Annotated in this window: 23 protein-coding genes; 16 read left to right on the forward strand and 7 right to left on the reverse strand. The window is 59.6% G+C overall.

Annotated features, from left to right (window positions below; genetic code table 11):
- Nucleotides 1-57: 57 nt before the first annotated feature.
- From GSQ91_RS08300 to GSQ91_RS08335, 8 genes are all read left to right on the forward strand, one after another.
- The gene (locus tag GSQ91_RS08300; RefSeq protein WP_174240667.1) at nucleotides 58-1,005 is read left to right on the forward strand and encodes a ribose-phosphate pyrophosphokinase; all 948 of its coding nucleotides are present in this window, start codon (nucleotides 58-60) and stop codon (nucleotides 1,003-1,005) included.
- A gap of 151 nt (nucleotides 1,006-1,156) precedes the next feature.
- Nucleotides 1,157-1,843: a 50S ribosomal protein L25 gene (locus tag GSQ91_RS08305; RefSeq protein WP_158821009.1), complete on the forward strand. Its 687-nt coding sequence runs from the start codon at nucleotides 1,157-1,159 to the stop codon at nucleotides 1,841-1,843.
- A gap of 95 nt (nucleotides 1,844-1,938) precedes the next feature.
- Complete coding sequence (gene pth / locus GSQ91_RS08310) at nucleotides 1,939-2,535, forward strand: aminoacyl-tRNA hydrolase (protein WP_158821011.1); 597 nt, start codon at nucleotides 1,939-1,941, stop codon at nucleotides 2,533-2,535.
- Between the two features lie 89 nt (nucleotides 2,536-2,624).
- A complete protein-coding gene (gene rpsF, locus GSQ91_RS08315) occupies nucleotides 2,625-3,089 on the forward strand; it encodes a 30S ribosomal protein S6 (RefSeq protein WP_158821013.1) in 465 nt (154 codons plus the stop codon).
- Between the two features lie 181 nt (nucleotides 3,090-3,270).
- Nucleotides 3,271-3,645, forward strand: coding sequence for a 30S ribosomal protein S18 (rpsR, locus tag GSQ91_RS26215; RefSeq protein ID WP_158821015.1), 375 nt, complete (start codon nucleotides 3,271-3,273; stop codon nucleotides 3,643-3,645).
- Between the two features lie 88 nt (nucleotides 3,646-3,733).
- Nucleotides 3,734-4,264, forward strand: a complete 531-nt coding sequence (rplI, locus tag GSQ91_RS08325) for a 50S ribosomal protein L9 (RefSeq protein WP_158821017.1) — start codon at nucleotides 3,734-3,736, stop codon at nucleotides 4,262-4,264.
- Between the two features lie 140 nt (nucleotides 4,265-4,404).
- Nucleotides 4,405-5,595 (forward strand): hypothetical protein, encoded by a 1,191-nt coding sequence (locus GSQ91_RS08330; RefSeq protein WP_158821020.1) that lies wholly within the window; start codon nucleotides 4,405-4,407, stop codon nucleotides 5,593-5,595.
- Entirely contained in the window at nucleotides 5,592-7,082 is a 1,491-nt protein-coding gene (locus tag GSQ91_RS08335; protein ID WP_158821022.1) for a hypothetical protein, read from the forward strand. Before GSQ91_RS08330 ends, GSQ91_RS08335 begins: the two co-directional genes overlap by 4 nt.
- Before the next feature lie 10 nt (nucleotides 7,083-7,092).
- Here GSQ91_RS08335 and GSQ91_RS08340 read toward each other — a convergent pair whose 3' ends face one another.
- The 4 genes from GSQ91_RS08340 to GSQ91_RS08355 all read right to left on the reverse strand — a co-directional run bounded on the left by GSQ91_RS08340 (nucleotide 7,093) and on the right by GSQ91_RS08355 (nucleotide 11,111).
- Nucleotides 7,093-8,412 carry an ABC transporter permease gene (locus GSQ91_RS08340; protein ID WP_158821024.1) on the reverse strand — a complete coding sequence of 440 codons (1,320 nt, stop codon included), beginning with the start codon at nucleotides 8,410-8,412 and terminating at the stop codon, nucleotides 7,093-7,095.
- A gap of 114 nt (nucleotides 8,413-8,526) precedes the next feature.
- Nucleotides 8,527-8,802: an MOFRL family protein gene (locus GSQ91_RS08345; protein WP_158821026.1), complete on the reverse strand. Its 276-nt coding sequence runs from the start codon at nucleotides 8,800-8,802 to the stop codon at nucleotides 8,527-8,529.
- A 24-nt stretch (nucleotides 8,803-8,826) separates the two neighbouring features.
- Entirely contained in the window at nucleotides 8,827-9,828 is a 1,002-nt protein-coding gene (locus GSQ91_RS08350; RefSeq protein ID WP_158821028.1) for an ABC transporter substrate-binding protein, read from the reverse strand.
- Nucleotides 9,825-11,111 carry an amidase gene (locus GSQ91_RS08355; protein WP_158821030.1) on the reverse strand — a complete coding sequence of 429 codons (1,287 nt, stop codon included), beginning with the start codon at nucleotides 11,109-11,111 and terminating at the stop codon, nucleotides 9,825-9,827. Before GSQ91_RS08355 ends, GSQ91_RS08350 begins: the two co-directional genes overlap by 4 nt.
- A 99-nt stretch (nucleotides 11,112-11,210) precedes the next feature.
- Here GSQ91_RS08355 and GSQ91_RS08360 point away from each other — a divergent pair, with 99 nt between their 5' ends.
- The 7 genes from GSQ91_RS08360 to GSQ91_RS08390 all read left to right on the forward strand — a co-directional run bounded on the left by GSQ91_RS08360 (nucleotide 11,211) and on the right by GSQ91_RS08390 (nucleotide 18,163).
- The gene (locus GSQ91_RS08360; protein WP_216845140.1) at nucleotides 11,211-11,765 is read left to right on the forward strand and encodes a nucleoside deaminase; all 555 of its coding nucleotides are present in this window, start codon (nucleotides 11,211-11,213) and stop codon (nucleotides 11,763-11,765) included.
- 80 nt (nucleotides 11,766-11,845) lie between these two features.
- Nucleotides 11,846-13,216: an FAD-binding oxidoreductase gene (locus tag GSQ91_RS08365; RefSeq protein WP_254064470.1), complete on the forward strand. Its 1,371-nt coding sequence runs from the start codon at nucleotides 11,846-11,848 to the stop codon at nucleotides 13,214-13,216.
- Nucleotides 13,213-14,007 (forward strand): creatininase family protein, encoded by a 795-nt coding sequence (locus tag GSQ91_RS08370; RefSeq protein ID WP_158821036.1) that lies wholly within the window; start codon nucleotides 13,213-13,215, stop codon nucleotides 14,005-14,007. Before GSQ91_RS08365 ends, GSQ91_RS08370 begins: the two co-directional genes overlap by 4 nt.
- Before the next feature lie 48 nt (nucleotides 14,008-14,055).
- Nucleotides 14,056-15,765 (forward strand): CocE/NonD family hydrolase, encoded by a 1,710-nt coding sequence (locus GSQ91_RS08375; RefSeq protein ID WP_158821038.1) that lies wholly within the window; start codon nucleotides 14,056-14,058, stop codon nucleotides 15,763-15,765.
- Complete coding sequence (locus GSQ91_RS08380; protein ID WP_158821040.1) at nucleotides 15,762-16,535, forward strand: ABC transporter ATP-binding protein; 774 nt, start codon at nucleotides 15,762-15,764, stop codon at nucleotides 16,533-16,535. Before GSQ91_RS08375 ends, GSQ91_RS08380 begins: the two co-directional genes overlap by 4 nt.
- Nucleotides 16,532-17,323 carry an ABC transporter permease gene (locus GSQ91_RS08385; protein ID WP_158821042.1) on the forward strand — a complete coding sequence of 264 codons (792 nt, stop codon included), beginning with the start codon at nucleotides 16,532-16,534 and terminating at the stop codon, nucleotides 17,321-17,323. The genes GSQ91_RS08380 and GSQ91_RS08385 overlap by 4 nt, the downstream gene beginning before the upstream one ends.
- Before the next feature lie 18 nt (nucleotides 17,324-17,341).
- A complete protein-coding gene (locus tag GSQ91_RS08390) occupies nucleotides 17,342-18,163 on the forward strand; it encodes a DUF3891 family protein (RefSeq protein WP_158821044.1) in 822 nt (273 codons plus the stop codon).
- Nucleotides 18,164-18,198: 35 nt separating this feature from the next.
- Here the strand turns inward: GSQ91_RS08390 and hpxZ are convergent, their stop codons facing one another.
- Genes hpxZ through GSQ91_RS08405 form a run of 3 tightly spaced genes read right to left on the reverse strand, consistent with a single transcriptional unit; the run spans nucleotide 18,199 to nucleotide 19,982 of the window.
- On the reverse strand, nucleotides 18,199-18,579 hold the full coding sequence (gene hpxZ / locus GSQ91_RS08395; protein ID WP_158821046.1) for an oxalurate catabolism protein HpxZ: 381 nt from the start codon (nucleotides 18,577-18,579) through the stop codon (nucleotides 18,199-18,201).
- Between the two features lie 14 nt (nucleotides 18,580-18,593).
- Nucleotides 18,594-19,526 carry an acetamidase/formamidase family protein gene (locus GSQ91_RS08400; protein ID WP_158821048.1) on the reverse strand — a complete coding sequence of 311 codons (933 nt, stop codon included), beginning with the start codon at nucleotides 19,524-19,526 and terminating at the stop codon, nucleotides 18,594-18,596.
- Between the two features lie 3 nt (nucleotides 19,527-19,529).
- Nucleotides 19,530-19,982 (reverse strand): RidA family protein, encoded by a 453-nt coding sequence (locus GSQ91_RS08405; RefSeq protein ID WP_158821049.1) that lies wholly within the window; start codon nucleotides 19,980-19,982, stop codon nucleotides 19,530-19,532.
- A gap of 53 nt (nucleotides 19,983-20,035) precedes the next feature.
- On the opposite strand from GSQ91_RS08405, the gene GSQ91_RS08410 reads away from it, so the two are divergent.
- Entirely contained in the window at nucleotides 20,036-20,545 is a 510-nt protein-coding gene (locus GSQ91_RS08410) for a DUF2165 family protein (RefSeq protein ID WP_254064425.1), read from the forward strand.
- Nucleotides 20,546-20,548: the final 3 nt, after the last annotated feature.

The raw sequence follows: 20,548 nt of genomic DNA on the forward strand, positions 1-20,548 counted from the left end.
CCGGCAACCTCTGCTTCGGGAGCAAAGGCGGCGGCGGAGAAAAAACGCTCCTCGCGCCTGAGTGACGATAAGCGCTTCAAGATCTTCTCCGGCTCGGCGAACCGGCCGTTGACGGAGGAGATCGGTAAATTCCTGGGTGTACCCGTCGGCGAGACGCGTTTGCAGCGCTTCTCCGACGGCGAAACCCACTTTCAGCTCCTTGAAAATGTGCGCGGCGTAGACGTATTCCTCGTCCAGCCCACCTGCCACCCGGTCGACCAGAACCTCGTCGAACTGCTGATTATGATGGACGCGCTCCGCCGCGCCTCAGCAGGGCGAATTACGGTCGTCGTTCCGTATTACGGGTATGCACGTCAGGACCGCAAAGACCGGCCTCGCGTGGCGATTACTTCGAAGCTCGTCGCAGACCTTTTGACGACGGCCGGAGCCAATCGCGCTTTGTTTGTCGACCTGCATGCAGCGCAGATTCAGGGCTTCTTCAATATCCCTGTCGACCATTTGTTCGCCAGCCCGGTGCTGGTCGGGTACTTTCGGGACTTGAAACTGCCGAACCTTACTGTAGTAAGCCCCGATGCGGGCGGCGTGGAACGCGCCAGATTTTTTGCAAAGAAATTAGAAGTACCGTTGGCGATCGTCGACAAGCGGCGCACCGACATCAACGTGACCGAAGTGATGAACGTGATCGGCGAAGTACGCGGACGAACCTGCCTGATCCTCGACGACATCGTCGATACGGCAGGAACGCTGGTGAAAACCGCCGACGCATTGCTCGAACAGGGAGCGGAAAAAGTTTATGCCTGCGCCTCGCATGCCGTGCTCTCCGGGCCGGCTGTGGAGCGAATCGCGAATTCGGGGCTGGAGGAGTTGGTTGTCACCAACACGATCCCTCTCTCCGAGGCCGCGCTAAAGGTAAGCAAGATCAAGGTGCTTTCCATCGCAGGTCTGTTGGGCCGTGCGATCGAGAGCATTCACATGGAGACGTCGGTTTCGACGCTCTTCAATTAGTGCAGGAAACTGCAAGAAGTTTTGAACGCAACAATAACTCGCGGCGAGAGCCGCAAAGGGAGCGAGCCGGTAGAGAGATAGAAGTGCGACAGGGCTGTTTCCTGTTTGCTACTTCCTGTTTCCTGCTTTTCGTGCCCGAAAGGAAAACAACATGGCAAGCAACAGCAAGATCGAAGCAGTAGTGGCAACACCCCGTACCGGGACTTTCAACAAGAACCACGCGCGCCGCGTGCGTGTCTCGGGTCTGATTCCCGCCGTTGTGTACGGCGCGGGCCAGGAGTCGGTGGCCGTCACGGTCGACCCCAAGGTCATCACCAAGATTCTGTACTCGGACTCCGGTCACAACACCATCTTCGATCTCACGATCGAAGGTAAGGGCGCGACCAAGGTCATGATCGTCGATTGGCAGAACGAGCCCATCAAGGGCAAGCTGCTGCACATCGACCTGAAGCGCATTGCGATGGACAAGGCTATGCGCGTGTCCGTACCGGTTCAGTTGGTCGGCGTTCCCGTTGGCGTCAAGGCGAGCGGTGGCATTCTGGGTCAGGTGCTGCACGAGGTTGAGGTGGAGTGCCTTCCTGGCGATATTCCTAGCCACATCGATATCGATGTGTCGAACCTGGATATCAACGGCGCGATCCACATCTCGGACCTGCCGCACACAGACAAGTTGACCTTCCTCGATGAGGAGGATGCACTCGTTGCACACGTCACCGTGGCGAAGGCTGAAGCCGAGCCGGAGCCGGTTGCTGGTCCGTCTGAGCCGGAAGTCGCCAAGAAGGGCAAGCAGGATGCACCTGCTGCTGATGCTGCGGCTGCCGATAAGGGCAAGAAGTAATTGGAGGTTGTCAGTTTTCAGTGATCAGTTCTCCGTAATTGCGAGGCAACTGACAACTGAGAACTGACAGCTGAGAACTGAAAGGCATTGCGGTTGTGAAACTTATCGTCGGTCTTGGGAATCCTGGTCCGGAGTACGCTTTCACACCGCACAATGCCGGGTTTCTGGCAGTGGACCGCATCGCGGAGATATGTGATGCGCAGATTGCCAATCGTCGCGGACGAGCGCTGACGGTGCGGACAAGGCTTGCAGGGCACGATGTTCTGCTGGCTAAGCCCGAGACCTTTATGAACCTGAGCGGGCTTTCGGTAGCCGCTCTGTTGAATGAGTTGGAGCTTGGCGTCCAGGACCTGATTGTCCTCTATGACGAGCTGGCAATCCCGCTAGGCACGCTTCGCATCAGGGAACGCGGCTCGGCGGGCGGGCACAACGGAGTGAAATCGATCTCCGGAGTGCTTGGCACGGAGGAGTGGCTTCGCATCCGAATCGGGATCGGCAAACCGCCGCTCGAAACCGGGCGTGAGGTAAAAGCAGGAGGCACTACCTATCTGTTATCGGCAATGCGCAAAACAGAGTTAGTGGTGCTGGATGAAGTGCTCGACCAGGCGGTACGCGCAGTCGAGGCTGTTCTGACGAAAGGTGTCAGTGCGGCAATGAATGAGTTCAATCGCAAGGTTGAACCCGAGAGTTAGAAAGACTAATCTTCCACACCGAACTTCGGAGTTGGGTAGGAAGCAACAACCGAAGCGGTGCGGGGCAGAACCCCGCAGAAAGAAACACTATGAATCGCACTTACGAAATCATGTTTATCGTTCGGCCTGACGTTGAAGAGGCCGAGCTCGACAAGCTCGTCGAGACCTTCTCCGGCTACGTCACCACGGGTGGCGGCGTTGTGAAGACCACCGAGAAGATGGGCCGCCGCCGTCTGGCCTACACCGTCCAGAAGTTCAACGACGGTTTCTACGTCCTGCTCGTCGTCGAAGCGCCCGCCTCGCTGATCTCCGAGATCGAGCGTCGTCTCCGCGTCTCCGAGCCGGTCATCAAGTTCATCACCGTGCGTATGGACGAGGAAGACAAGCGCGTGGCCAAGATCAAGGCTCACCGCGACGCCCATGTGAAGCGCAGCGCGCTGCCGACATCCAGCCCTGAGGCCGCCGCACCGGTCGCCGAAGCTCCGGCTGTTGAAGCAGTCGAGCCCGAGGCTGAAGCTGTTGCCGCTTCCGAGCCGGTTGCCGCAGAAGTTTAATGCAAGCTTCGCGAGTCTCTGTTTGCAGAGCTCGCTGATAGGACCATAGCAACGCTGCCTGACGCTTCCACGGTCTTTCTAAGAAAGACCAAGTCCAGAGGCCCCCACGCGGGTCTGGAGCGCAAACAGCAGAACCGGCCGGCAGGCACTAAGCTACCGGCAATAAAAAAGGATAAGCAACATGGCTGACGAGACAAATCAAGCAGCACCCGCAGCATCTACTCCTGCCCCGGCACAGTCTGCCGGAGCTCCCTCCTCGGGCGGCTTCCGTCCGCGTCCCGAGGGCGGTTCGCGTCCTCCTCGCACGGGTGGCCCCGGTGGCGGCCCTGGCGGACGCAAGTTCTTCCGCCGCAAGAAGGTCTGCAAGTTCACGGTGGAGAAGATCGACACGATCAGCTACCGCGACGTGCGCCTGCTACAGCAGTTCGTGTCGGATCGCGGCAAGATCATTCCGCGCCGCCTCACGGGCACCAGCGCTCCGTTCCAGCGCAAGCTGACCAAGGCCATCAAGCAGGCTCGCGCTATCGCCCTGCTGCCTTACGCCGCGCGTTTCTAGTTTTGAACCTGCGCCGGCTAGGCGCGCACCTTGTCCGGGGTTAGGGTACTAACCCGCGGGCAAGCTTGAGTAAGTCTGGAGAAGTGTCATGGAAGTCATCCTGAAGGAAGATGTGAACAAGCTCGGTCACCGTGGCGATGTGGTCAAAGTCGCTGCGGGTTATGGCCGCAACTACCTGCTGCCCGGCAAGCTGGCTATTGAGGCTACCGCAGCGAACAAGGCCGTCATCGAGCAGATGAAGGCGTCGGCCATCCGCAAGTCGGCTGGCGAAAAGGCCGGAGCTGAAGAGCTCGGCGGAAAGCTCAACGAGATCGCATTGGTGTTCGAGCGCAAGACCGGCGACGGCGGTCACCTGTTTGGTTCGGTCACGTCGCAGGACATCGCGCGCGAACTCGAAGCCCAGGGCTACACGATCGATCGCCGCAAGATCCACCTGGACGAGCCGCTGAAGACTACCGGCGAGTTCCATGTGCCGGTCAAGATTCATCGCGAAGTTACGGCGCACGTACAGGTCACCATCAAGAGCGACGCTCCTGAGGGTGCGGAAGGTGTTGTGGAAGACAATGACACCGGCTTCGTTTCGCTCTACACGGGCGAGCTCGATGACAACCGCGACTAACGATCTTCGTTAGCGACATACCTGGCAGATCGAACGGCGCCACCTTTTGGTGGCGCCGTTTTGTTTTTGAGACACGCTTGGCTCCGCGTAGAATTGGTCGCAAGCACGCTGCTTTGTAAGATGCACCCTAGAGAGACACCATGTCATCCGCCGCATCTGCGCCAGCCGTTCTAGAGGCCTCTTCTGAACGAGCCGCATCGGTGCCCTGGTATATCTGGGTGGGTGTTGTCGCGCTGACTTCGTCCAGCATCGGCGGGGCGTGGGACGTCTCCTGGCACCGCTCGATCGGCCGCGACACCTTCTGGACACCGGCCCACATGGCGATCTACGTGGGCGGAATTCTGGTGGGCATCGTCGGCCTGTGGCTGATGCTGAGTGCGACCTTCGGCAGCAGTCAAGAAGCTCGTGAAGTGCGCGCAGTGTCCGTGCGCGTACTGGGACTGCGCGCCCCGCTCGGTGTGTTTCTCGCGGGGTGGGGCGGCATTACGATGCTGACCTCGGCGCCTTTCGACAACTGGTGGCATAGCGCTTATGGGCTCGATCTAAAGATCGCGAGCCCACCGCATATGGTGCTTTTGCTCGGCTTACGAGCGGTTTCGTTCGGGATACTGCTCCTGATTCTTGCGGCAATGAACCGCGCAGCACTGAGCGGCGCCTCCAACTTCAGGAGCCTTCAAACCCTGTTCCTCTACCTCGGCGGGCTGGCTGTCTGCGCCCAGATGGGCTACATACAGTTCAAGGTCGGGGATATCTTTCTTCATCGGGCTACACCCTACCTCTACATCGGCTTCGCGGTGCCTATTCTGTTGATGACGTTTTCGCAGGCATCGCGCTTGCGTTGGGCCGCGACAGTCACCGCCGCCGTGTATACGGTCTTTGTCATCGGCGAAATCCTCATCCTGCCGTTGTTTCCCGCGACGCCGAGGGTTGGGCCGGTCTTCAACGAGGTCACGCACTTTATTCCGGGGAAGTTTCCGATTCTCATCATCGTTCCTGCGTTCGCGCTCGACTTGCTATGGCAGCGCGTGCGTGACTGGAAGTCTTGGCAGATCGCGCTTGCCTCAGGTGTTGTTTTCATCGCGGTGCTCGTAGCAGCGGAATGGCCCTTCGCTAATTTTCTGATGTCGCACGCCAGCCAGAACCGTTTCTTTGGCACAATGTACGTCGACTACAACACGAACCCCTTCGGCTGGGACCGTGGCCGACGGTTTTTCTTCCCTCAACACGGCTTGATTCTCGCCAGGGGGCTTGCTATGGCTGTTGCCTATGCGTCTGTCTCTACCTGGATCGGCCTGGGCTTCGGTCGCTGGATGCGCAGGGTACAGCGATGAAGCGTTCCGTCTGGCTGCTGCTTCTCGCTGTGCTCGTTATCCCGGCCTACGCGCACGTGGGCAACAAGGATGTCTTCGAGCAAGTCACCGCCGGTTCCTACAAACTCTTCATTACGATTCGCCCTCCGCGGGTCATTCCGGGCCTCGCAACGATCGAAGTGCGCAGCACCGGCTCTGCCATCGGCTCGCTCAGTATTACGCCGATACCGATGAGCGGCGAGGCCTCGAAGCACCCTCCTGCGCCGGATCTCCTGAAGCCTTCGAAAGTAGACCCCGCATTTTATACCGGCTTCCTCTGGCTCATGAACCCGGGGTCATGGAAGGTGCGCGTCGCTGTTGACGGAGCTGCGGGACCCGAGACAACCAGTGTTCCCGTACCTGCTATGCCTACGGAGATCCGCCACATGCAGCGCCCTTTGGGAACTCTGCTGGGCGTCCTTGGCATCATTTTGGTCATCGGTTTGGTGTGCATCGTGGATGCCTCTGCCGGCGAGGCACAGCTTGGCCCCGGCATAGAGCCCGAACCGGACCAGCGTAGCCGTACTGTGGTTGCAAGGGCTGTGACACTGGTCATTGTCGGCCTGCTGGCCTTCGGCTATGGCCATTGGTGGAACGTGCTGGCTGCCGAAAGCACCGCGCAAATCTATCGCGCCTCCGAACTTCGTCTGACGCTGAGAGGCAACACACTCGATCTGCTCATTGGCAACCCTGCCCCGAAAGAACCCGGAGCTTGGGTCGCACTGAACAACGCCGATCTGCTGCCGGATCATGGCCACCTGATGCACCTGTACGCGATCCGCATGCCGGAGATGGATGCGGCGTTTCATCTGCATCCGGAACCAGTGGGCAAGCAGGGACTGCGCGATACGTTGCCCTCGATGCCGCCCGGAACCTACAAGCTCTTCGCGGATGTTGTCTTTCCCGACGGTTTTGCTGAGACTGAGACCGCAACGCTCACTGTGCCCGTAGGCATGTCCACAGCGCCGTTGTCGTCTGAGGACGCCAGCGCAGCGCCTCCTGCATTGTCTGTCGGGGAATTGGGCTCCTCTTACAAACTCCCCGACGGCTACAGAATGGTGTGGGACAAGCCAGCTGACATCGAAGCTAACAAGGGGTACTCCTTCCGCTTCACGCTGCTCGATCCCGCAGAGAAGCCTGCGACGGATATGCAGCCGTATCTCGGAATGGCTGGTCACGCTGCTTTCGTAAAGGCCGACGGAAGCACCTTTGCCCACACGCATCCGGAAGGCTCAGCGGCCATGCCGGCGATGATGCTGGCGAACCCCGATCAGAATCCGCAAGCATCCGGTATGGAAAGCACAGGTGGGATGGACTCAATGCCTGGAATGAACATGTCTCCCGAGGCTATCTCGCCAACCGTTGAATTCCCTTATGGTTTTCCGTCATCCGGCCGTTACCGCATCTTCGTCCAGATGAAACACGGGTCGACTGTAGAAACCGGCGTCTTCGATGCAGAGGCGCGTTGACGACGTCGGCCTACTCGTATTTCAGGGTCGCTACCGGATCGAGCTTCGCGGCGCGGTTCGCCGGGAGTGTTCCGAAGATTACGCCGACCACTACCGATGTCGCCAGCGCGATCACCGCGCTCCATGCCGAAACCGGAATCTTAAAGTCGGAGAAGAAGCGCACGCTGAACGGCAACGCCATCCCCAGCACCGTACCGACGAGGCCCCCGGCCAACGATAGAAACACAGCCTCCGTCAGGAACTGCATTCGTATCTCGCGGCTGGTTGCTCCCATCGCCTTGCGTATGCCGATCTCACGAATGCGGGATTGCACATTCGCAAGCATCGAGTTCATGATGCCCACGCCGGACACCGTCAGCGTAATCGCCGAGCCCAGGATCATTACGAGCAAAAGCATATCGGCGATCTTGGCCATAATTCTGATCCAGTCAGTCAGCGTCTGCGCCTTATACTCGCTGGTGGGGTAATGGCGGTTGTGGATGATCTGGGTGATTTGTGCCGCACCGGGTTCCACCTCTTTACTGGTCCGCATGCTGAAGAAGATCTCCTTCAGGTCGTTGCTGCCTGTGAAGTAGCGTGCGACCTCGTAGGGAACCAGCAGGGTTCGGTCCGAGCTGATCTCCGACTGACCTTGAGTATCGATGCTCTCCAGGAAGACGCCGATGATCGTGAAAGGGATGCCGCGGATGGAGATCTGGTGACCGATTGCGTCAGCGTAGCTAGTGTAGAGCTGGCGGGCCATGGGCCCAAAGATTACGGCAACTTTGGCATGGCTAGTTGCGTCCTGGTCGTCGAAGAAACGGCCAGCCATGACCTTAAGGTTCCGCACCTCTTTGTACTGTGGGTTTACGCCGAGCAGCATGGCCTCTTTGGTCATGCCGTTACCTATCGAGATGTCGTCGTGGAACTCCAGCATGGGAGAGCTGGCAATGATACCGGGCACCTGGTTGTCGACCGTTTGCATGTCTTCGATGGTCATGTAGTCGGGCGTGCTCACGTTATCCGGACCCATGGTAATGCCCCCGGTGTACTGCATTTCTACTTTGTTGGGGCCAAGGCCGGAGATGGTGTCCAGTGCATATTGTCTTCCGGTGAGGCCCAGGGTCACGACCAGCACGATGGATGCCGAGCCGATCACCATGCCGAGCATGGTGAGCAGAAAGCGCGTTTTGCTGGCGCGGAAGCTGTCGATGGCGAGGTTGACCGTCTCGCGAAAGGCGATCGTGGAGCGTGCGCTGCGCAGAGTCTTGTCGAAGCTCGAGTTCGCCCGTTTCCGAAGTCGTGCTGTTTCGGTGGCGTCGTTCGGCGGATTGGTGACACTGGTAGACATCGGCTGCGCGTGCATCCTGGCGCTCTTCCAGTATCGCAGCCTTCTGCCTGTCTGGGCTAGCGGGGTAAGCATCCAGGGAAGCAGGTCAGGGAGAAAATGCTTTTGGATCCTTTCTCAACGAAGGCTTGCGCCCGAAAGCAGAATACGAAGATCGCGGAGATTATTCCCGGAGCGGCCGGTGACGATGGCATCTCCCAGAGAGGCGAAGAGCGGGTAGGCATCGAAGGCCTGAAGACTATGCTCCGGGTCGAGTCCCTGTTCCTGGGCGCGGCGCCAGGTCATAGCTCCGCTCTCCTGCGACGAGTGCGTTGTCGTGTACTGCCAGCGCACGGGCACACGCTGCCTCGACGGTGGTTGCTGCCATGGCTTCGGCAAAGATCTGTCGCGCAAGCTGACGTCCGGTCTCAGACATAGTTACTTCAGAAACTTCGTCGTATAGGCGGTTGAAGGGTCGATGGGCTTTTGGATGACATGCAGGTCGAGCAGTTGCTGATACATCGTGTTCCAGCGTGCCGGGTCGAACTGGCCTAACTGCGCACCGGAGGGATCGTCACCGTCGATGTAATGGCCATTCTTTAACTGCGTATAGCTATAGTTCATCCACTCGGCGTTGAGCGCGGGGTTCAGTTTCTGGATGAGTGCGTTGGCGGCAGTGGGGTCGGCGAGGTAATCGTGCCAGCCACGTAACGAGGCACGCACGAACTTTGCCACGATATCAGGATGCTGTTGTGCGTAGGCCTGCGAAGTGTAGAAGACACGGTACGGGTTATAGCCAGCGTCGCTATTGAGCAGCATGCGCGTGGGGACGCCGCCCTTCTGCGCGAAGTAAGGTTCTGAGGTGACGAAGGCCTGCTGAATGTAGTTAGGGTCTTGCAGGAAGTTGGCGACCGAGTATGTCGCGGGGATCTCGCGAACGTGTGTAAGGTTGAAGCGCTTGACGATGAACTCCCACCACGTAGAGCCGGGTTTCACGGCGACAGTGCGGCCGTCCAGGTCGGTCCAGGTATGCACGGGCGAACTAGCGCGCACCAGGATGCCCTGTGGGTCGTGCTGCATGGTAGCGCCGACGGCGATCAGCGGCTCTCCGGTATTGGCGACCGCTTCGAGCACATGGTCGGACGAATTCATGCCGAACTGTACCGTCCCACTGGCGACCAGAGTCTCGCTTGAGATGTAGGGGCCACCAGGGACGATCTGAACGTCGAGCCCTTCGGCTTTGTAGTAGCCCTTTACGAGTGCGGTGTAGAAACCACCGTGCTCCGGCTGCGGGTACCAGTCGGCCTGGAACTTTACGGGAGTCAGGCCTGTGCTGTCGTTATGCGAGCGGCAGCCTGCAGCAGATAACAACAGCAGGAACAGAACGAAGGACGGGGCAAGGATCCGAGAGGAGATTCGGGCGGCGCACGCAGGGTTCATGCGTGCAGCGTAGCATGCCCTTCCGCAAATTTGGCACTGAACGCCAGCAATTCCGCATCGCCGCCGAGCGGGCCAACGAGTTGCAGTCCCCCGGCAGTCCCCGGCAGGGTAACGACCGGCAGGCCCGCCAGGCTGATGGGAGCGGTGTAACGCAGGATACGCACGCGCGTCTGCGACTGGTCTTGGTTGGCGAACAGTGCGGACATGGGGCTGCACGGCAGCAGGAGGTAGTCGAAGCTCTCGAAGAGCGCGGTCGTAGTCTCGCGAAATGCGGCGAGCTTGAGACGCAGGCTTGAGATCTCCGGCTCGGGAAGGGTTGCACCCCAGGCAAGGCGTTCGGCGATGGCGGCCTCGAAGTGGTGAAAGTGGCCGCGATGCAGTGCTGCTGCCTCGTGCGCCTGAATGGGCGCAAAGAGGCTGAGTGCATCGTTCCAGTACGCCGCATCGAAGGTCGCGATGTTTGCTTGTTGTTCCCTGAAGATCTGCTGCCAGTGCTGCAGCGTAGCCAGAACATCGGCTTCGCAATCGTGCAGAAATTCGCTTTGCGGGATGCCGATACGCGGCGAGCGAAGCGGTGCTGCTGCTGTTGGCGTGAGTCCGAACAGCGTCTGCGCTAGCAGAGGGCCATCACGCAGATCACGATAGAGCCAGCCCAGGGTGTCGAACGAGGAGGCAAGATGTGCGCCGCCGCGCCAGAGATCGTCCTGAAGAGTAAGAGACGACCGATAGCCCGCGAGTCCACACAGCGCGGCGGGAACTCGAATCGATCCGCCCGTATCGGTGCCGATGGCCGCCAGTGCAGAGCCCTCCTGTACGCTGGCCGCCGCGCCGCTAGATGAACCTCCGGTAAGCAGCGTGGGGTCACGTGGCTGCACGCAATCGCCGAAGTCGCGATTTTCTCCGGTGATGCCGTAGGCCAGCTGATGGAGATGAGTCTTGCCGGTGACGACAGCACCCACAGCGCGCAGGCGTTCGGCGACGGCGGAGTCTTCAGCGGCAACGCCGTTGTGTTCACGATAGAAGTTCGAACCATAGGAGGTGGTGAAACCTCCAAGATCGAAGCAATCTTTTAGCGAGACGGGAATACCCCAGAGCAGCTGTCGTTCCATGTCCTCGCGCCGGAGCTTTGCTGCTTCGGCCCGCGACCACGCGGCTTCGTGCACGAGGTAGACGTTGCGACCCGCATTGCTGTTGGCCTTTGCGAGAGCAGCGTCGAGTTCGGTGATGGGATCGGTCTCGCCGCGAAGGTATCGCTCGCGAAGAGATTGGATAGCGGAGAGCATAGGAGCATTTTATCTACTGCCACAAATCCGGGTGCCCAGATGCAAAGCGCTCCTGCCCATCTCTGCATTTGCCTGTGGTGTTCGTATTCCAGCACTGTCATGTTACGTTCAAATATGGCTCCCAAAACCGCGCGCGCACGTGCGCCAAAGTTCACAGCGGTGACTCCTCGCGATGAAGAGAGGATGCGCGCGCTGGTGGCCTGGACCGCGCGCACACTGGAGACGCCAAATCCCGTCCCATTCGGCGCGGAGATCGTCCATACCAGAACTGGCGAACGGCTGATGCGCGCTGCCAATGCGGTCAAGAAGCAGAGCGATCCCAGCCTCCACGCCGAAGTCCGCACTGTACGGCTGGCCTGCAAGAAGTTGAAGTCGTTTTCACTGCGTGGTTACACGCTCTACACCACCTGCGAGCCCTGCCCCATGTGCATGGCCAACGCCCTGTGGGCCGGGCTGGATCGCGTTGTGTACGGCGCTACGATCGCCGACGCGAATCGCTTCTGCCGGCAGATACGGATTCCTGCGGTTGAAGTGGCTGAACGCTCGGACATGACCTGCACCGTTGTGGGGCCGGTATTGCGCGAGCTTTGCCTTACACTTTTTACACACCCGAACATGCAGAAGGCATTCAAGACCTGGAGTTCCAGGAAGTAGCGACGGCACCTGTAGCAGCTGCGAAGAGTCGAACGCAGAGGACGCAAAGAAAAGCATCACCGGTTCATGAAAGGGCCTTGATGGATGATCTGGCGGCGGGATTGATTGCAGAGATCGGCGATACGGCGCGTGTCATCACGCAGCCGCAGATCGTCGAGCGGTTGTCGCGCGATTTCTACTGGTACTCGCCGGTGTTGAAGCCGCTGCTGGATGGCAAGTGCGCCGATGTTGTGGTGCAGCCTCTGAATGCGAAGGAAGTATGCGATGTGCTGCGTTACTGCTATGCACATGAGGTGCCAGTAACGGTGCGCGGAGCGGGCACAGGCAACTATGGTCAAGCGGTGCCGTTGCATCGCGGCGTGGTGCTCGACTTGCAGCGTATGGATCGCATTGAGTCGATCGGGGAAGATGGCGTTGCCATCTGCGAACCGGGAGTGCGGCTGGGTGCGCTCGAGAACGCGGCGCGCGAACAAGGGTGGGAGTTGCGCTGCTATCCCTCAACCATAGCGAAAGCGTCGCTGGGTGGATTTCTCGCTGGAGGCTCCGGGGGGATAGGCTCTATCGCGCATGGAGGCGTGCGCGACTTCAACACGGTGCGCGCAATCGAGGTCGTGACGATGGAGTCCCAGCCGCGTGTTGTGCTGCACGAAGGCCAGGCGGTGCACGACATCCTGCATGCGTGGGGAACGAACGGTGTCATCACGAAGATAGGTTTCGCGCTCACACCGGCAGTTGCATGGGCACAGTGCGCGGTTGCGTTTGAGAGTCTGGAAGAGGCCTTCGACTTCAGCGAAAAGATTGCCATAGATGCGACTTGGACTAAGCGGCTTCTCACCGTCTTTGAATGGCCAATTCCTCTGTTCTTCTCTCCGGTAAAGGAGGTGACCCGTCAGGGGAAGGCGTTGATCTTTGCACTGATCGCCGAAGATCAACGTGCTGCTTTTGAAGAGCGCGCTCTTGCGGCCGGTGGTGAGATGACACTGTCCGCACCCTACATGGGATTGCGCTCTATGCCGCTGCTTTCGGATTACACCTGGAACCACACAACGTTGTGGGCGATGAAGGCCAATCCTGCGTATACGTATCTGCAGTGCGGCTTCGATGCGGTGCGGGTGCGCGAGCAACTGGCAATGCTTAAAAACAAGTTTGGTTCGGAGTTCCTGCACCATATGGAGTGGTGGAAGAACGGCCAAGGAGCCATCGTGCCGCTGGCCATCCCGGTGGTTCGATTCACAACAGAAGAGCGTTTGAACGAGATGATCGATTTTTGCCGCGAGATCGGCGTATTTGTTGCCAACCCGCACGTGAACAACGTAGAGGGTGGCGGACGTTATCGCGAGGACAACGCGCAGTTGCAGGCGAAGTATCGCTACGACCCGAAGGGATTGATGAACCCTGGAAAGATGGCGACGTTTACGCCCCGCAACGCAGCAGAGGAGCAGCCGGCATGAAGACGTGGATTCCCGATGCGCGAAACTTCGCGTACCTCAACTGGAAACAGGTAGAGGCTCTGCCGAAAGAGAGCACTTTGTTGGTGCTGCCGACAGCTGCCATCGAACAGCATGGGCCGCACATGCCCCTGGCTACGGACACGCTCATCAACAATGTATTGCTGGGCCGCGCTTTGCAGCTGCTGCCGGATGAGATGCCGGTCTATGCGCTGCCTCCGATCTGCTATGGCAAGAGCAACGAGCACATTGGCTTTCCCGGTACGCTGTCGGTTTCGTCGGCTACATTCATGGCGGTATTGCGTGACATCGGCGCGAGCGTAGCGGCAGCGGGCTTTCGAAAGCTTGTGCTGTACAACACGCACGGCGGCAACGCCTCGCTGGTGGATGTGATGGCGCGCGATCTGCGCGCAGAGTTCGGCCTGCGCACGTTCTCGATGTTTGGCTCGGCAGGCGCAGTATTCGAGGGGCTCAATCCCCAGGAACGCAAATACGGCTTTCATGCTGGCGAGTTGGAGACGGCTTTCCTGCTGGCGACAACGCCGGAGTTGATCGACACGAAGGCCTACACGGTGAACTACATCGCGCGCATCGAAGACGATACGCTGCTGCAGCCGGAGAATGGTGCGGCAAACTTTGCATGGCTCACTCGGGACATCGCCGAGAGCGGCGTGCTGGGCGATCCGCGCCCGGCAACGGCGGAGAATGGCGAGCGGTGGATTGCATCAGCAGCAAAGCAGATTGCAGCCGCGCTGGAAGCGATGTTTCGTTACGAGAACAACTACAAGCCATAAGGAAAGATGCGGAATGATGTGTGGAAAGAGTTGTAGGTGCGAGAGCGTATGAAGGAAAACGCCCGAGTGGATTGTGGCGATGGAGTCACGCTGGAGCGCGGCGTCCGCTGCCATCTGTCCGATGGCGTCGTGCTGCTCTCCGATCACTACTACGCCGCCGGCGTTGGGCCGCATCCTACTCTGCTGATGCGGCAGCCCTATGGACGCGATATTGCGTCGACTGTGGTGTACGCGCATCCGGTGTGGTTTGCACGGCACGGGTACAACGTTGTCATTCAGGATGTGCGCGGCCGCGGCGGCTCGGAGGGCGAGTTCTATCCGTTTCGCCACGAGGGCCGCGACGGTGCGGAGACGATTGCATGGCTGCGAACGCTGCCGGAGTCCAACGGCCGCATCGGCATGTACGGCTTTTCGTATCAGGGCGCGACGCAGTTGCTCGCAGCAGCGGAACGGCCTGAGGGGTTGCAGTGTATTGCCCCGGCGATGACGGCCTGCGATCTGTATCACGGATGGTTCTATCACCACGGGGCTTTGCGGCTGGCGTCCACACTGGGCTGGGGCTTGCAGATGCTGAAGGAAGACGCACGCAGACTGGGCTTGCGCGAGGCCAACACCAGACTCGAAACGGCATGGACGAACGTACGCGCCCAGGCATCGTACCTGCCCTATGCCGAGCACCCAGCGATAACCGATCCCGCACTGCCCTCGTATGTGCGCGACTGGTTCGAGCACGATGCGCCGGGGCACTACTGGTCGGCCATGGATGTCAGCACGCGCGCGCAGGAGATCGATGTGCCCGCGCTGCATGTGTCGGGTTGGTACGACACCTATCTCGAAGGCAGCGTGCATGGCTTCAATCTGCTGCGGAGCAAGGCGAGATCGGCCCATGCGCGCGAGAACCAATTCCTGCTCGCCGGCCCATGGGTGCATATTCCGTGGGGCGACCGCATTGGCGATACGGACCTCGGCGCTGAGGCCTTGTTGGATACGGACGCGTTGCTGCTGCGCTGGTTTGATCACTGGTTGAAGGATGCAGGTACCTTCGCCAAGGAGCCACACGTTCGCCACTTTGCGATGGGCACAAATCGCTGGCACGAAGCGGAGGACATTAGCGGGCAGACGGAGAAGACATTTCATCTGCACAGCGGCGGCAGAGCTGAGTCGCGCAAGGGCGACGGCCTGTTGTCTCTCTCCGCTGCCGCCAATGAGCCACCGGACGTGTTCGTCTACGATCCCGAGGTGCCGGTACTCGCGCCGGGCGGAGTGCAGTCGCTAAGCGGACCGCACGATCAGTCGGGGCTGGAGCTTGGCAACAACCTGCTGGTCTACACGAGTGCTCCACTGGAGCACTCGATGCACGTCTTCGGCTCGCCGCGTGTGGTGCTCTATGCAGCGACTTCTGCTGCATGCGCAGACTTTACAGCCAAGCTGATGCGTGTGCTGCCGAACGGGCGCGCGGAGTTTTGCTGCATCGGCATTGCGCGGTCGACGTATCTGTTTGGCGACGACTATGCGGCGGACACGGTACATCGATGGGAGTTTGCGCTGGAGCCGACGTCAACTGTGTTCTCGGCGGGTGAGCGTATACGGCTTGAAGTTGCCGGCTGTGCGTTTCCGCTCTATGACCGCAACCCTTCGAACGCGACCAAACCGAGCCGGATGTCGCAGTGGAACTGGGAGCGTTCGACACACAGGGTCTTTCATGCGGAAGGCCGCTCTTCGGCTCTGTATCTTCCTACGATTGAGAGGGGCTCATGACAGTAACAGTGCCCGAGGTGCTCTTTCGTGCCGTGAGCAAGCGATTCACAGGCAGTAGTGCGCCGGTGCTGGAGGGGATCGATCTTTCCATTGAGCGCGGCGAGTTTGTGTCCATCATTGGGCCTTCGGGGTGTGGAAAGTCCACACTGCTGAAACTGGTCGCGGGGCTTGCACCGTGCACGAGCGGAGAGATCGCCGTGAACGGCATGACGCCCGAGAACGCGCGTGAGGTCGTATCGTTCGTCTTTCAGGATGCGACACTGCTGCCGTGGCGCACGGTGGAGAAGAACGTCTCGCTGGCACTGGAGTTGGAACGCAGCCAACCTCCTCCGGAGCGCAGGCAGATAACGCAGAAGCTGCTGGAGCTTGTGGGTTTGTCGCATGTGGCGAAGCACTATCCACGACAGCTCTCCGGTGGCATGAAGATGCGAGTATCGATCGCAAGGGCCTTAGCCACGAGGCCGCGATTGCTGCTGATGGACGAGCCCTTTGCGGCGCTCGACGAGATGACACGCGACCGCATGAATGAAGAGTTGTTAAGACTTCGCGAGGAGCAGAACTGGACGGTCCTCTTCGTCACGCACTCCGTTGCGGAGGCCGTCTTTCTTTCGTCGAAGGTGATCGTCCTGGCTCCGCATCCTGGCCGCGTGGCGCACGTCCTTGACGTGGATCTGCCGTATCCAAGGACCGAGGCCACCCGTGAGTCCCAGGAGTTCGACGATCTGGTGAACCGTACATCGCGTCTGCTGCGGGAGGCCCATCGCCTATGAAACAGCGCTTGATGCTGGTGTTGAATGCCGCAATTGTGTTCGCGGTGTTAGTACTGGTGTGGTGGGCGATCGTACGGGTGTTCAAGGTGCCGCCCTACATGGTGCCTCCGCCGATGCAGGTCGCAAAGATAGCGGTGGCGCGGTTCCCGGAGCTTTGGGCCTCTCTGCTCATCACCACGGAGGAAGCTGTCGGCGGCCTTTTTGCCAGCATTGTCATTGGGGTATTGGTAGCGCTCATCTTTGCGAGATCCCCCTGGATTCGCCGTACTTTTTTCCCGTATACGATCCTGCTGCAGACAGTGCCCATCATGGCCATTGCACCGCTCATCATCATGTGGATAGGCCCGGGACTGTCCTCTGTAACCCTTATTGCGTTTATCTTCTGTCTCGCATCCATCATCGCGAACACCACCCAGGGCCTCATCAGCGTCGACGAGAATCTGGTGCAGTTATTTCTGATGCACAACGCATCACAAGCGCAGATCCTGGGCAGGTTGCGGCTGCCGCACTCCCTGCCGTATCTGTTTGTGGGCATTCGTATCTCCAGTGGCATCGCGGTGATTGGCGCAATTACGGGAGAGCTCTTTGCGGGCTCCAGTCAGGTTGGGCAGGGTGGCGTCGGTTACTCCATCCTGTATGCGATGGCGCAGTTGCAGACCGCCTATCTGTTCGCTCTGGTGATGGCTGCGACGGCACTTGGCTTTACATTTTTCTTTCTCGTCATGTTTTTCGAATGGCTGCTGCTTCACAACTGGCACGAGTCAGCTGCACGCCAGAGTGGTTCGTAACAGATTGAAGGAGAGCGCATGCTGCGGTTGGAGACGAACGAAGGCTGGTGGTTGGTGACGCATCCCGACCACGCCGACTTAGCAGGTCAGTTCGCAACGAAGTGGGGCAACGAGATCTTCTGTTCGCCCGAGCCGCGTGCAGAGGTGCTGCGCGGCATCTTCGCGCACGATGACGGATGGGCAGCACGCGACGCGAAGCCGCTGATCACGAAGCAAGGCAAGCCTGCGGCATTTTCCAGAGAGTTGGTAGGCAAGTATTCGGCGTTCGAGGAGATCGACCTCGAGGAGTATCTCGCTGTGCGGCGCGGCGCGGTGCAGTTGATGGCACAACAGGACGCCTACGCAGCGATTTTGATCTCCATGCACACGCACAATCTGCTCTCCGCACGCGCAGACCGCAGCACGATTCGTCCGGAGCAATTATCGCTGCTCGATGCGTTTCTCGAGGAACAGGCATCGCTGCAGCGCGAGTTGCAACAGCGGCTGGCCGATGCAGGCGAACTGCCGCCCGAGCAGATCACGTGGGAGGCGCTAACGGAGAACTTCAGGCTGTTACAGGCGACGGACAATCTTTCCTTGCTAAGCTGTGTGGACTTCGGTGGTGAGGCCACGCTCTTGTGGCCGCAGCGAACTCGCGACGGCGCAGCTGCCGAGATACAGGTAACCCGGATTGCAGACCGCAGTTTTCGTTTGTCGCCGTATCCATTCGCGGAGCCGCAACTGATGTTCAAGCTACGCACGCGGTTTGTGCCTGGGTTGGAGTTTGGGTCGAGCGAAGAGTTACAGACGCGCTTTGATGCGGCGAAGGTTGAAGAGATTGAGATAACGGTGTCGAAGTAGCGCACTATGCTCAAGCAGCAGCAAACGTCACACATCTACCTCAATATCGAGACATGCGCCGAAACGATCCGCCAGCCCTCCGGCAGGCGAACCCACACCTGGCTCTGCCGCCCCCGCACTACTCCACCAGTGGCATCGCGTTCGAACTCAAGCGTAACGCTGCCAAAGTCCTTGCCGAACGTGACTATCTCAAGCCGCACCATGCGTCGGGCGAGATTCACCGCAGGACGGCTCTTGCGAAAAGCTTCAATCTCGTCGATGCCGTAGAGATTCTCTCCTGCCCCCAGGCGGATGGCGTGCGGGGACGCCCAAAACATTTTTGTCAGTGTCTCAACATCGTTGTTCACGAGCGCGGCTTCATAGAGCGGATATAGCTCGCGGAGTTCAGCGATGGTGGCGGGATCGTTGATCGTCATAGGCGCTCCGAACGTTAGAGAAACAGGCTGCGCTGGGGCAGGATACTCTTTGCGATAGCTGCGGAGACCGTGATCATCGGCTCGTTGACTACCTGGCTGATCTGCAGCTTCATCGCCACGCTGCACAACAGGTACGCCTGCACGGGATCGAAGCCCCAGTTCGTGCTGAGTAGATCGACCATGCGATCAGTGGCGGTGCGAGCTGCGTTAATAGTGTCGGTAGAGGACTCGACGACCAGCCAGCTCGAACCTGTCTCGTCGGAGGGCGCGGACTCTACCAGCGGCCCAGCGAGTGCCTGCCCTTTGTGCAGATGGAATCGCAGTGTTACGTCAGCGGGGCACTCGATGCCGTTGATGCAGACCTCGCCATCGCCCTGCGCGGCGTGTGCGTCGCCGCAGGAGAAGAGCGCTCCGGGCTGCTGCACAGGCAGGTAAAGCGTCGAACCTGCAGCAAGCTCGCGCACATCCATGTTGCCGCCGAAGACTCCTGGAGGCCTCGTCCTAAACTCACCGTGCTCCGCTGGAGCAACGCCCATGATTCCGCAGAACGGGCGTAGAGGAACGATGGCCGGTGCGAGCGAACGCGTGACTTCTTTCTCAAGCTGCCAGTGAAACAGAAAGGGTTCCGCGAAGCGCTCTTTCAGGAAGCCGAGTCCAGGAATCACACTCGACCAACCCCAGCCCTTGTGTTTCAGGTCGAGTACGTCAATCTGCAACACATCACCGGGCATGGCACTGTGAATCGCAACTGGGCCGGTGAGTGCGTGAATACGTCCGCGATCGATGCTGCCGAACGCGTCGACGGTCATGCCGGGATGCACCTGCGCGCCGCTGGAGTCCTGGCATTCGAAGTGGACTGTGTCACCGGAGTCGATGGTGAGCCGCGGCAGCAGGTCGGCATTCCAGCGCGAGTGGGTGGGTTCGGCGGAAAGCGTGTGGTTGGCCATGATTTAGATCTCGACCGTCATCTGCAGCTCGACGAGCGCATGTCGTGGCAGCCCACTGACACCGATGGCGGCGCGCACATGGCGACCGGGCTCTCCGAAGACGGACATAAAAAGATCGGAGGCTCCATTGATGACCTTGGGAGAATCCGCAAAACCCGCAACAGAGTTGACGTAGCCGTTGACCGTGAGAATGCCGCGCACCTTCGTGAGAGAGCCAAGATGCTTTTCCAGCACGGCCAGCTGTAGCAGTGCGCAGCTGCGAGCGGCGGCATAGCCTTCTTCGATCGTGCGATCCGCACCGACCGTTCCGGTGATGATGCCATCCGCAGTCTGAGAGATGACGCCGGCAAGGAAGACGAGATTACCCGAGGTCTTCGCGGAACAGTAGTTTCCGCCCGGTGCGGGAGGCGCGGGCAGCTCCAGGCCAAGCTGTGCAAGGGCAGAGTGAGGGTCCATCTTGATTGCTACTTTAGCATCTGAATCGCCGCAGGAATCGGCTACGATAGCGCATGACCGAACAGATCGTTGCTCGTTGGTCGAAGATCCTATTGCTGGCGGCGGTTGGGTTGTACTTCACGCTGGTGGTGTTCAACAACGCGACCGACTTCGGCTCCAACTATCAGTATGTGCGGCATGTGCTTTCGATGGATTCCACCTTCCCCGGCAATCACGGGATGTGGAGGGCCATTGGCCAACCGGCCATCTATCTGGCGTTCTATCTCGGCATCATCGCGTATGAGGCCTTGAATGCGGTGCTGTGTTGTTGGGGAGCACTTGCTCTCTTCCGCGCGCGTACCGCACCGGAGCCCGTTTTTCAGCGGTCGAAGCGTGTGGGCATTGCGGCGCTTACCGCGGGCATGCTTCTTTGGTTCGTAGCGTTCGTCTGCGTCGGAGGCGAGTGGTTCCTGATGTGGCAGTCGAAGATATGGAACGGGGAGGAGACCGCGTTCCGGATGTTTGCCATAGAAGCGGTCGTTTTGTTGTTGTTGCAGATGCGCGAACCGAGTGAGGCTTCATAAGGT

Origin of the sequence: Granulicella sp. S156 (genome assembly GCF_009766105.1) — a bacterium.
In the GTDB taxonomy this organism is placed as follows: domain Bacteria; phylum Acidobacteriota; class Terriglobia; order Terriglobales; family Acidobacteriaceae; genus Granulicella.

Excerpts from the sequence above, each read along its gene's own strand:
- GSQ91_RS08305 (WP_158821009.1), top strand. The coding sequence starts at position 1,157 with ATGGCAAGCAACAGCAAGATCGAAGCAGTAGTGGCAACACCCCGTACC.
- rpsF (WP_158821013.1), top strand. The coding sequence starts at position 2,625 with ATGAATCGCACTTACGAAATCATGTTTATCGTTCGGCCTGACGTTGAA.
- rpsR (WP_158821015.1), top strand. The coding sequence starts at position 3,271 with ATGGCTGACGAGACAAATCAAGCAGCACCCGCAGCATCTACTCCTGCC.
- rplI (WP_158821017.1), top strand. The coding sequence starts at position 3,734 with ATGGAAGTCATCCTGAAGGAAGATGTGAACAAGCTCGGTCACCGTGGC.
- GSQ91_RS08330 (WP_158821020.1), top strand. The coding sequence starts at position 4,405 with ATGTCATCCGCCGCATCTGCGCCAGCCGTTCTAGAGGCCTCTTCTGAA.
- GSQ91_RS08335 (WP_158821022.1), top strand. The coding sequence starts at position 5,592 with ATGAAGCGTTCCGTCTGGCTGCTGCTTCTCGCTGTGCTCGTTATCCCG.
- GSQ91_RS08340 (WP_158821024.1), bottom strand. The coding sequence starts at position 8,412 with ATGTCTACCAGTGTCACCAATCCGCCGAACGACGCCACCGAAACAGCA.
- GSQ91_RS08350 (WP_158821028.1), bottom strand. The coding sequence starts at position 9,828 with ATGAACCCTGCGTGCGCCGCCCGAATCTCCTCTCGGATCCTTGCCCCG.
- GSQ91_RS08355 (WP_158821030.1), bottom strand. The coding sequence starts at position 11,111 with ATGCTCTCCGCTATCCAATCTCTTCGCGAGCGATACCTTCGCGGCGAG.
- GSQ91_RS08360 (WP_216845140.1), top strand. The coding sequence starts at position 11,211 with ATGTTACGTTCAAATATGGCTCCCAAAACCGCGCGCGCACGTGCGCCA.
- GSQ91_RS08365 (WP_254064470.1), top strand. The coding sequence starts at position 11,846 with ATGGATGATCTGGCGGCGGGATTGATTGCAGAGATCGGCGATACGGCG.
- GSQ91_RS08370 (WP_158821036.1), top strand. The coding sequence starts at position 13,213 with ATGAAGACGTGGATTCCCGATGCGCGAAACTTCGCGTACCTCAACTGG.
- GSQ91_RS08375 (WP_158821038.1), top strand. The coding sequence starts at position 14,056 with ATGAAGGAAAACGCCCGAGTGGATTGTGGCGATGGAGTCACGCTGGAG.
- GSQ91_RS08380 (WP_158821040.1), top strand. The coding sequence starts at position 15,762 with ATGACAGTAACAGTGCCCGAGGTGCTCTTTCGTGCCGTGAGCAAGCGA.
- GSQ91_RS08385 (WP_158821042.1), top strand. The coding sequence starts at position 16,532 with ATGAAACAGCGCTTGATGCTGGTGTTGAATGCCGCAATTGTGTTCGCG.
- GSQ91_RS08390 (WP_158821044.1), top strand. The coding sequence starts at position 17,342 with ATGCTGCGGTTGGAGACGAACGAAGGCTGGTGGTTGGTGACGCATCCC.
- hpxZ (WP_158821046.1), bottom strand. The coding sequence starts at position 18,579 with ATGACGATCAACGATCCCGCCACCATCGCTGAACTCCGCGAGCTATAT.
- GSQ91_RS08400 (WP_158821048.1), bottom strand. The coding sequence starts at position 19,526 with ATGGCCAACCACACGCTTTCCGCCGAACCCACCCACTCGCGCTGGAAT.
- GSQ91_RS08405 (WP_158821049.1), bottom strand. The coding sequence starts at position 19,982 with ATGGACCCTCACTCTGCCCTTGCACAGCTTGGCCTGGAGCTGCCCGCG.
- GSQ91_RS08410 (WP_254064425.1), top strand. The coding sequence starts at position 20,036 with ATGACCGAACAGATCGTTGCTCGTTGGTCGAAGATCCTATTGCTGGCG.